The sequence below is a fragment of the Streptomyces rugosispiralis genome (assembly GCF_024505145.1).
GTDB lineage: Bacteria > Actinomycetota > Actinomycetes > Streptomycetales > Streptomycetaceae > Streptomyces > Streptomyces rugosispiralis.
The window spans coordinates 1-11,313 of sequence record NZ_JANIAA010000017.1 but is presented as its reverse complement, the minus strand read 5'-3'; the positions used below and the strand labels follow the sequence as shown (position 1 = coordinate 11,313).

At 72.1% G+C, this 11,313-nt stretch carries 3 protein-coding genes; all 3 read left to right on the top strand.

The features are described 5' to 3' along the window. Positions 1-128 precede the first annotated feature (128 nt). On the top strand, positions 129-758 hold the full coding sequence (locus NP777_RS23990) for a hypothetical protein (protein ID WP_256652252.1): 630 nt from the start codon (positions 129-131) through the stop codon (positions 756-758). Continuing rightward, positions 755-1,822: an arylcarboxylate reductase gene (locus NP777_RS23985; protein WP_256652251.1), complete on the top strand. Its 1,068-nt coding sequence runs from the start codon at positions 755-757 to the stop codon at positions 1,820-1,822. The genes NP777_RS23990 and NP777_RS23985 overlap by 4 nt, the downstream gene beginning before the upstream one ends. A 279-nt stretch (positions 1,823-2,101) precedes the next feature. After that, positions 2,102-11,313: type I polyketide synthase (locus tag NP777_RS23980; protein ID WP_305890075.1), on the top strand; the 9,212-nt coding region annotated here is incomplete at its 3' end.

Here is an 11,313-nt window from a genome sequence, read left to right as displayed (position 1 = left end):
GAATTGCGGATGTTCTCGCCGAGGAATACGGCATAACACCGGCCGCCGTATGCGGACTGAGTTTCGGCGCACTGGTCGGCGCGACACTCGCCGGAGCCGTCGGGCGTGAGGACCTCTTCACCCTGCTGATGCGATTGCGGGAAGTACCCCCGCCGGCCACGGACAGCGGCCCGCAGGCCGTCGCCATGCTGCGGATCCCGTACGACACCGCCCCCGACGACCTGCTCGCCGACGTCCCCGATGTGTATCTCTCCGCCGACCTCGGCAAGGTCGGCACGGGACAGGAGCGCATGGTGCTGCTGGGCGGCTACCGCTCCGCGCTCCAGGAGTTCGGCACGGGGTTCCCGGCCGGCGCGCTGCATGTGTCCGACGACCACGGCGCGGCCTTCCACTCGCCGCTCCAGCAGCACATCAGCGACTTCCTCGAGCCCACGCTCGAGGCCATGACCTTCCATGACCCACGGGTGCCCGTGCACTCCTGCATGGAGCGCAAGGCCCTCACCACCGCCGAGGAGATCCGCGATCTCTTCCGGCGCAACCCCACCGCCCCCGTGAGCGTCCCGCACATGATCGGCGGGCTGGAGGACGGTGGCACCGAACTCGGTCTGGTGCTCGGCCCCGCCGCGTTCGGCACCTTCCAGACCGCGGCCTTCCCCGTGGTCCACGTGGAATCCCCGGACCATGTCTTCGAGGCGATGACCGCGGTCTACGACTTCGGCATCGAACTCCCCTCCACGGAAGCCGGGGTGACGCGGTGAAGGACGTGACCGAGCAGATCGACCAGTGGCTGTCGCAGGACATCGACGCCTGGACCCGCCGGGTCGTCCGCCGCCACTTCGACCCCGACACCGGCACCCCGTACTGGCTCAAGCGCGCCGCCGAACTCGCCATCGACCCACGGGACATCACCCGCCACGACGAGCTGACCGCGTTCGGCCCGATGCCCCTGGGCGACCTGCGCACCCTGGACCCCGCCGAACTCGTGCCCCAGGCCGTGCCCCGGCCCCTGACCGGCCGGATCTGGGACTCCGGAGGCACCACCGGCAACCCGTGCCGCGTGTACTACACCGAGCCGATGCTCGAGCACCGCGCCGCGTGGCGCCGCTGGGTGATCGAGCGCGAGGGATTCGAGCCCGGCCGCACCTGGCTCCAGGCCACCCCCACCGGACCACACCTCATCGGACACGGCGCCGTGGACCTGGCCGACCTCTACGACGGCCGGGTGTACGGCATCGACTTCGACCCCCGCTGGGTCAAGCGGCTGCTCCGCGACGGCAGACTCAAGGACGCGCAGGAGTACACGGCCCACATCACCGAGCAGATCGCCGCGGTCCTGGAGCACCAGCCGGTCGACTACCTCGTCACCACCCCGGCCCTGCTGCAGGCCCTGATCAAGGCGAGGCCCGAGCTGGTGGCGCGGCTGAAGGGCGTACGGCTCAGCGGGACACACGCCACCCCCGCCATGCGCAAATCCTTCCACCGGGCCCTGGGCGGCGGACTGGTGGTCGTCACCTACGCCAACACCTTCGGCAACACCGTGGGCCTGCCCGCGGAGGACGACGGCGCCCTCATGCCGTACCTGCCGAACTACCCGCAGGTGACCATGGCGGTCGTCGACAAGGACGACTGGTCCGAGGTGGTCGGATACGGCGAGCAGGGCCAGGTCCGGCTGACCGTCCTGCACGACGACCTCTTCCTGCCCAATGTGCTGGAGCGCGACCTCGCGGTGCGGTACGACACGGGCCCGGAGTGGCCGTGTGACGGGGTCGCCAACGTCAAGCCACTGCAGGTCGTGCGATCGGCGCCGGAAGGCATCTACTAGCCCCCGGCCAGACCCACAAGACATCCACGAAGCCACGGGAACACGGATCGCGGACCAGGGCCACGGGCCAGGGTCACGGTCCACCGGCCGTGGGACATGAGCGCCCCGCGTGGCATCCGCCACGCGGGAGGGCACCGCCCGCCCATGTCCCGTCCGTTCCCGCCCGCTTCGCCATCTCGTTCTCCTGTCCCGCTGTCCTACCCGGGCGCGGCGCAGACCTTCGCGTTGCGCTGGTGTGCGCCCGGCGCCCCACGTTCCTGGATCCAGGGAGTCACGCTCATGAAGGGTTCCGCCGGCACCTCGCCGAGCACGACGGACGCGCCGATCGCGGTCGTCGGACTGTCCTGCCGCCTCCCCGGAGCACCCGACCCCGCCACCTTCCGGCAACTGCTCCGCGACGGCGCCGACGCCATCACGGAGGCCCCCGAGGGACGAGGGGACGGGGGCAGCGATGCCCCCCGGCGGGGCGGATTCCTGGACCGGGACCGGATCGACCACTTCGACGCCGCCTTCTTCGGCATCTCGCCGCGCGAGGCCGCGGCCATGGACCCCCAGCAGCGCCTGACCCTGGAACTGGCCTGGGAGGCACTCGAAGACGCCGGAATCGTTCCGGACCGGCTCCGCGACAGCCGCACCGGCGTGTACATCGGTGTGATCGCGGACGACTACGCCACCTTGGTCCGGCGGGGTGGCCCGGACGCCATCGACCGGCACAGCTTCACCGGACTCCACCGCGGCATCATCGCCAACCGCGTCTCCTACCACCTCGGCCTGCGCGGCCCCAGCCTCACCCTCGACGCCGGACAGGCGTCCTCGCTGGCGGCCATCCACCTGGCCTGCGAAGGCATCCGCCGCGGCGAGACATCCATCGCCATCGCCGGCGGCGTCCACCTCAACCTCGCCCCCGAAAGCGGCGTCAGCGCCGCCCGGTTCGGCGGGCTGTCACCGGACGGCGTCACCTACACCTTCGACGCCCGCGCCAACGGTTTCGTACGCGGCGAGGGCGGCGGCGCCGTCGTCCTCAAGCCCCTCGCGGACGCCCTCGCCGACGGTGACTCCGTGTACTGCGTCATCCGCGGCAGCGCACTCAACAACGACGGTGGCGGGGACCACCTCACCACCCCCCACCAGGAGGCCCAGGAGGACCTCCTGCGCCGTGCCTACCGGCAGGCCGGAGTCGACCCGGCCGGTGTTCAGTACGTGGAACTCCACGGCACCGGCACGAGGGTCGGCGACCCCGTCGAGGCGGCGGCGCTGGGCGCGGTCCTGGGCGCGGCTCGGCGGCCCGCCGACGCCCCGCTGCTGGTGGGGTCGGCCAAGACCAACGTGGGTCATCTGGAGGGCGCGGCCGGTGTCGTCGGCTTCATCAAGACGGCCCTGGGGCTCAAGCACGGCGAACTCTTCCCCAGCCTCAACTTCCGGACGCCCAACCCGGATATTCCGCTGGACCGGCTGAGGCTGCGGGTGCAGACGGCATCCGAGCCGTGGCTCGCGGATGCCGCGGGGACGCGGGAGGCGCTGACCGCCGGGGTCAGCTCGTTCGGAGTGGGCGGGACCAATTGCCACGTGGTGCTGTCCGGTGCTCCGGAGCTTGCGGGTGCCCGGGACGTGACGGGAGCCGATGGGAAGGGCGCTCCGGGCCGGATCCCGTGGGTGGTGTCGGCCCGCTCCGAGGCGGCGTTGCGGGCGCAGGCGGGTCGGCTGGCGTCGTATGTGGCGGGGCGGGTGGAGCTGTCGGCCGGGGACGTCGGGTGGTCGCTGGCGACGACGCGCAGTGCGTTCGAGCACCGTGCGGTGGTGTGGGGGTCCGACCGTGCGGCTTTGGCCGAGGGCTTGGGCGCGGTGGCTGAGGGGGGCGGTGCTCCGGGGCTGGTGCGGGGCGTGGCCGCGGGTGGTGATGGCCGTGCGGTGTTGGTGTTTCCGGGGCAGGGGTCGCAGTGGGTGGGGATGGCTGCGGGGCTGCTGGATTCCTCGCCGGTGTTCGCGCGGCGGATCGGGGAGTGCGCGGCGGCTCTGGCGCCGTATGTGGACTGGTCGCTGGTGGATGTGCTCGGCGATCCCGTGGCGCTGGAGCGGGTGGATGTGGTGCAGCCTGCGCTGTTCGCGGTGATGGTGTCGCTGGCGGAGCTGTGGCGTTCGTACGGTGTGGAACCTGCCGCGGTCATCGGCCACTCGCAGGGTGAGATCGCGGCGGCGTGTGTGGCGGGTGCGTTGTCGCTGGAGGATGCGGCGCGTGTGGTGGCGTTGCGGAGCAAGGCGCTGCGGGTGTTGTCCGGGCGTGGTGGCATGGTGTCGGTGTCGCTACCGGTGGAGGCGGTGCGGGAGCGGCTCGCGGCGTGGGGCGAGCGGCTGTCGGTGGCGGCGGTGAACGGGCCCTCGGCGGTCGTGGTCTCCGGTGACGCCGACGCGCTGGACGAGCTGCTGGCCGCGTGCGAGGCGGAGGAGATCCGGGCCCGCCGCGTTCCCGTGGACTACGCCTCGCACTGTTCCCATGTCGAGTCCATCGAGGGTGAGTTGGCGCGGGAGCTGGCGGGCATCGCTCCTCGCGCGTCGTCGGTGCCGTTCTACTCGACGGTGACCGGCGGAGTACTCGATACGACCGGCCTGGACGCCGGGTACTGGTACCGGAATGTGCGGCAGACCGTGTGCTTCGAGGAGACCGTACGCGCCCTGCTGGCGGCTGGCTTCCAGGTGTTCATCGAGGCCAGCGCCCATCCCGTACTCACGGTGGGGGTGGAGCAGACCGCCGAGCAGCATGGCTCTGCGGTGGCGGCCATCGGGTCGCTGCGCCGCGACGAGGGCGGCCTGGATCGCTTCCTGACCTCCGTGGCCGAGGCGTATGTGGGCGGGGCCCCCGTCGACTGGGCGGGAATGTTCGCGGGGACGGGCGCGCGACGGGTCGAACTGCCCACGTACGCCTTCCAGCGCAAGCGGTACTGGCTGGACGTCCAGGCCCTGCCGCAGCCGGGCCCGCTCGTCGACGCCGACGCGGCCGATCCCGAGGGCGGCGCGGACCACACGTCGGCGACCGATGCGGCGTCGCTCCTGCGCGCACGTCTGGCCCCGCTGGACGACGCCCAGCGAGCGGAGCTGCTGGCGGACCTGGTACGTGACCAGGTCGCCACCGCACTGGGGTACGAAGGACCGGGAGCCGTCGAGCTGGGTCGGACCTTCAAGGAACTGGGCTTCGATTCGCTCGGCGCCGTGGATTTCCGCAACTGCCTGAACACCACGACCGGACTGCGACTGTCGACCACGCTGCTGTTCGACCACCCCACCCCCCGGGCCCTGGTACGCCATCTGCGGGACAGGCTCCTGGGTGACGACGGGCCCGAGGAGACCGCGTCGGCACCGGTCGGCGTGGCCCCCGACGAGCCGATCGCGATCGTGGGCATGAGCTGCCGCTACCCCGGTGGCGTGCGGTCGCCCGAGGAGCTGTGGCAGCTGATCGCCTCCGGTGGCGACGCCATCGGGGCGTTTCCGGCGGACCGGGGCTGGGATCTGTCCGGGCTGTATGACGCCGACCCCGGACGAGCCGGGACGACGTACACCCGGGAAGGCGGATTCCTCTACGACGCCGGGGACTTCGACGCCCCCTTCTTCGGGATCTCGCCGCGCGAGGCGCTGGCGATGGATCCGCAGCAGCGGCTGCTGCTGGAGACCTCTTGGGAGGTCTTCGAACGCGCGGGGATCGACCCGGCCGGGCGGGAGAGGAGCCGAACCGGTGTCTTCGTGGGCGCGATGTCCCAGGACTACGGTCCCCGGATGCACGACGCCTCCGACGAGCTGCAGGGGTACCTGCTGACCGGCAACACCGTCAGCGCCGCTTCCGGCCGTATCTCCTACACCATGGGCTTCGAGGGCCCGGCGATGACGGTGGACACCGCCTGCTCGTCCTCCCTGGTGGCCCTGCATCTGGCGGTCCAGTCGCTGCGCCAGGGCGAATGCGCGCTCGCGCTCGCCGGTGGTGTGACGGTGATGCCGACCCCGGGGCTGTTCGTGGAGTTCAGCAGGCAGCAGGGGCTGGCCCCGGACGGCCGGTGCAAGCCGTTCGCGTCGGCGGCGGACGGCACGGGCTGGGCCGAGGGCGCCGGGATGCTGCTGCTGGAGCGGCTGTCGGACGCGCGGCGGAACGGTCACCAGGTGCTCGCGGTGGTGCGGGGCAGCGCCATCAACCAGGACGGTGCGTCAAACGGCCTGACCGCGCCGAACGGACCCTCCCAACAGCGCGTGATCCGGGCGGCGTTGGCGAACGCCGGACTGTCGCCCGCCGAGGTGGACGCGGTCGAGGCGCATGGCACGGGCACGGCCCTGGGCGATCCGATCGAGGCCGAGGCGCTGCTGGCGACCTATGGGCGGGAGCGCGGCGCCGAGGACCGGCCGCTGTGGCTGGGTTCGGTGAAGTCGAACATCGGTCATACACAGGCGGCCGCGGGTGTCGCGGGCGTGATGAAGATGGTGCTGGCGATGCGGCATGGGGTGCTGCCCAAGTCGCTGCACGTCGATGAGCCGTCGCCGCATGTGGACTGGTCGGCGGGTGCGGTGGAGCTGCTGACGGATGCGGTGGAGTGGCCGGACACGGGCCGGTCCTGGCGTGCGGGTGTGTCGTCGTTCGGCATCAGCGGGACGAATGCCCATGTCATCGTGGAGCAGGCCCCCGCAGAGGTGGGCGTTGCCGAGCCGGCGGATGAGGGGCGGGGGGCCCCGGAGTCGGTGCCGTGGGTGGTGTCGGCGAAGTCCGAGGGTGCGTTGCGGGCGCAGGCGGAACGGTTGCTCTCGGCGGTACGTGGCGGCATGGATGCTGAGGCGTCGGTTGAGGACGTGGCCTCGTCGCTGGTGACCACGCGGTCAGCGTTCGAGCACCGGGCGGTGGTGCTGGCGGGCGACGGTGAGGGGTTTGCGGCCGGGCTGGAAGCGCTGGTGGAGGGCGTTCCGGCGGCGGGGGTGGTGCGGGGCTCTGTGGTGCCGGGGAAGTTGGCGGTGTTGTTCTCGGGTCAGGGCAGTCAGCGGGTCGGTATGGGGCGGGGGCTGTATGAGGCGTTCCCGGTGTTCGCGGATGCGTTTGATGAGGTGTGCGCGCTGTTCGATGGGGTGTTGGCGCGTCCGCTGCGGGATGTGGTGTTCGGCGATGCGTCGGGTCTGGATGAGACTGGGTTTACGCAGTGTGGGTTGTTTGCGGTGGAGGTGGCGCTGTTCCGGTTGGTGGAGTCGTGGGGTGTGCGGCCGGATTTCGTGGCGGGGCATTCGATTGGTGAGTTGGTGGCGGCGTATGTGGCGGGTGTGTTGTCGCTGCGGGATGCGTGTGTGTTGGTGGCGGCTCGTGGGCGGTTGATGCAGGCGTTGCCGTCGGGTGGGGTGATGGTGTCGGTGCAGGCCGCCGAGGCGGATGTGGTGCCGTTGCTGGCTGGTCGTGAGGCTGAGGTGAGTGTGGCGGCGGTCAACGGTCCGCGTTCGACCGTGATTTCCGGTGCGGAAGATGCCGTGGTGGAGGTCGCCGGGCTGCTGGAGGCCGGGGGTGTCAAGACCAAGCGGTTGCGGGTGTCGCATGCGTTCCACTCGCCCCTGATGGAGCCGATGCTGGCGGAGTTCCGCCGGGTGGCCGAGGGGTTGTCGTACGCGAGCCCCCGCATCCCCGTCGTATCGAACGTGACGGGTCTGGTGGCGGACGCCGAGACGCTGTGCTCCGCCGACTACTGGGTACGGCACGTCCGCGAGACCGTGCGCTTCGCCGATGGCGTGAAGAGTCTGGTGGACCAGGGCGCCACGACCCATCTGGAGCTGGGCCCGGACGGTGTGCTGTCCGGGATGGGCCAGGAGTGCGCTCCCGACGCCACCTTCGCCCCCGCCCTGCGCACCGGTCGTGATGAGGCCGCCTCGCTGCTCGAAGCGCTGGCTCATATCCATGTCCAGGGTCGATTCGTGGACTGGGCGGCACTGCTCGCACCGGCGCGCCCCCGGACCGTCGAGCTGCCCACGTACGCCTTCCAGCGGGAGCGCTACTGGCTGGAGTCGGCCGCGGTCACGGCGGATGTGGCCTCGGCGGGGCTCGGTTCCGCGGAGCATCCGCTGCTTGGTGCCGCGGTGACGCTGCCCGACTCGGACGGCTGCCTGTTCACCGGTCGGCTGTCCGCGCGTACGCACGCCTGGCTGGCCGACCATGAGGTGCTGGGGGCGGTGATGCTGCCGGGGACGGCGTTCGTCGAGCTGGCGCTGCACGCGGGCGACCGCGTCGGATGCCCCCGGCTGGAGGAGCTGACGCTCGAGGCACCGCTGGTTCTGCCCGAGCACGGTGGCGTACAGGTGCGGGTGACGGTCTCCGATGGCGACGACTCGGGGCGCCGGACGCTGACCGTGCACTCACGCGATGACGGCGGGGAAGGGCCGTGGCTTCGACACGCCACGGGCAGTCTCGCGCCCGAGCCGTCCACTTCCGCTCCGCCCGCCCTCCCCGCCTCCGTATGGCCGCCGAGGGACGCCGAACCCGTGGCGCTGGACGGGCATTACGAGCGGCTTGCCGAAACGGGGCTGCGGTACGGACCGGTGTTCCAGGGGCTGCGTGCCGTGTGGCGGCGCGGGACCGAGGTGTTCGCCGAGGTCGCGCTGCCCGACGAGGTGGAGCAGGACCCGCGCCGCTTCGGCCTGCACCCGGCCTTGCTGGACGCCGCCCTGCACGCCGTGGGAGCCGCGGCCACCGGAACGTCGCGGGCCACCGGCGTCCCTGAGAAGATCCGGCTGCCGTTCTCATGGAGCGGGGTGTCGGTGTACGCGGCGGGCGCCGCCATGCTGCGCGTACGCCTCACCCCGACGGGCCCCGATGGCATGGCGCTGTCGATGGAGGTGACCGACGCGACCGGTGCGCCGGTGGCCACGGTGGACTCGCTGGTGACGCGCCCCGTCTCCCCGGAGCAGGTCAACGCGGCGCGCGGGGCGGCGCATCAGTCCCTCTTCCAGCTGAACTGGAGCGTTCTGCCTGGCGCCGAGACACCCGCGAACTGTGCCGAGGTGGCGCCGCTGGACGGCGTCGACTGGCACGGCATGGCGGCATTCGGGGAGGCGATCGGCGCCGAAGGGGCCGTGCCGCCGGCGGTGGTGTGTGTGGTCCCGCCGGGGCCCGCCGCCGAGGGCGATGGGCCGACCGAGGCCGACGCGATACGGGACGTGATCCATCGGGCGCTGGAGCTGGTGCGCGGATGGCTGGCCGAGGAGCGGTTCGCCGGATCGCGCCTGGTGATCGCCACGCATGGCGCGGTGACCGTCGAGGACGATGCGAGCAGCCAGAACGACAGGGCGGTGCTGGATCTCGCGGCGGCCGCCGTATGGGGCCTGGTGCGGACCGCGCAGACCGAGCACCCGGATCGGTTCGTCCTGGTCGACCTGGACGGTGGGGCTCGGGAATCGGAGCACGAGTTCGGGCGCAGGCCACTGACCCCCGAGGCCCTCTCCCAGCTGTCCGCGGCGGTGGCGAGTGGCGAACCCCAGGTGGCCGTGCGCGGCGGGCGGCTGCTGGCGCCCCGCCTGGGCCGGGTACGTACCACAGGTACGACCCCGACGACCCCGACCGCCCCGACGACCCCGACCGCCCCGACGACCCCGACCGCCGAAGCCGCGACACCCTCGGCGACGCCCTCGGCGGTGTGGGATGCGGAGGGCACGGTCCTGGTGACCGGCGCCACCGGCACGCTCGGCGGGCTGGTCGCCCGCCACCTCGTGGCCGAGCGCGGCGTACGCCATCTGCTGATGGTGAGCCGTCGCGGCGCGGGCGCCCCCGGCGCCCGCGCGCTGGCGGCCGAGCTGGTGGCGGCGGGCGCGTCGGTCAGCTGGGCCGCCTGCGACGTGGCCGACCGGGACGCCCTGACCGCCGCCGTGAAGGGCGTCTCCGAAGCACATCCGCTGCGCGGAGTGGTCCACACGGCCGGAGTGCTCGACGACGGCGTCATCGCGTCGCTGACATCGGAGCGCGTGGACGCGGTGCTGCGCCCGAAGATGGACGCGGCCATCACCCTGCACGAGCTGACCGAGGCGATGGACCTGTCGGCGTTCGTCGTGTTCTCCTCGGCCGCCGGGACCTTCGGCACGGCCGGACAGGCCAACTACGCGGCCGCCAACGCCTTCCTCGATGCCCTGATACGGCGCCGCCGGGCCTCGGGGCTGCCCGGTCTGTCCCTCGCCTGGGGCTTGTGGGACGAGGCCGACGGAATGGCCGGTGGACTTGCCGAGGCGGATCTGCGGCGCATGGGCCGGGCCGGAGTGGACGGTCTGTCGCCGGAGGAGGGCCTGGCCCTGTTCGACGCGGGATGTGCCGGGGAACTGCCCGTGGTCATCCCGATGCGGCTGGACCCGGCAAAGGCGCGTGACGCCGACGGCGAAGTGCCGTACATCATGCGGGACTTGGTGCGGCCCATGGCGCGCCGGGCCGCGGCGGAGGGCACCGGTGCCGCAGGTGACCTGCGGGAACGGCTTGCCACGGCGTCATCGGATGAGGACGGCGAACGCCTGGTACTGGACCTGGTGCGGCGGTGCGTGGCCACGGTGCTCGGACACGGTGGGGCGGCCGCGGTGGAGCCGGGCCGCGCCTTCAAGGACTTCGGCTTCGACTCGCTGACGGCGGTGGAACTGCGCAACCGCCTGGGCACGGCCACCGGGCTGCGCCTCACGGCCACGCTGGTGTTCGACTATCCGAACCCGATCGCCCTGGCCCGCCATCTCCACCAGGAGCTGACCGGCGGGGACGACGGCGTACGTACCGCCCGGCCCACCCTGCCCACCGGCAAGGCGGACACCGATGACGACCTGGTGGCGATCGTCGGCATGGCCTGCCGTTTCCCCGGTGGCGCCCGGTCCCCGGAGGAGTTGTGGCGGCTGCTCGCGGCGGGTGACGAGGCCATTTCCGGCTTCCCCGTCAACCGTGGCTGGGATGTGGCGGGGCTTTACGACCCCGACCCGGAGGCGGACGGCAAGAGCTATGCGCGGGAGGGCGGCTTCCTGCACACCGCCGGCGAGTTCGACCCGGCCTTCTTCGGCATCTCGCCGCGTGAGGCCCTGGCGATGGACCCGCAGCAGCGGCTGCTGCTGGAGACGTCATGGGAGGCGTTCGAGCGGGCCGGAATCGACGCGACGACCCTTCGGGGCAGTGCGACCGGTGTCTTCGCTGGACTGATGTACCACGACTACGGCTCGCAGCTCCGGAGCATCCCCGAGGGCGCCGAGGGCTACCTCGCCACGGGTGGGTCCGGAAGCATCGCATCGGGACGGGTCGCCTACACCTTCGGTCTCGAGGGCCCGGCCGTGACCATCGACACCGCGTGCTCGTCGTCGCTGGTGGCGCTGCATCTGGCCGCGCAGGCGCTGCGGCAGGGCGAGTGCTCCCTGGCGCTGGCGGGCGGAGTGGCGGTGATGTCCACCCCCGCCACCTTCGTGGAGTTCAGCCGTCAGCGAGGCCTGGCGCCGGACGGTCGCTGCAAGCCGTTCGCGGCGGCCGCCGATGGGACGGG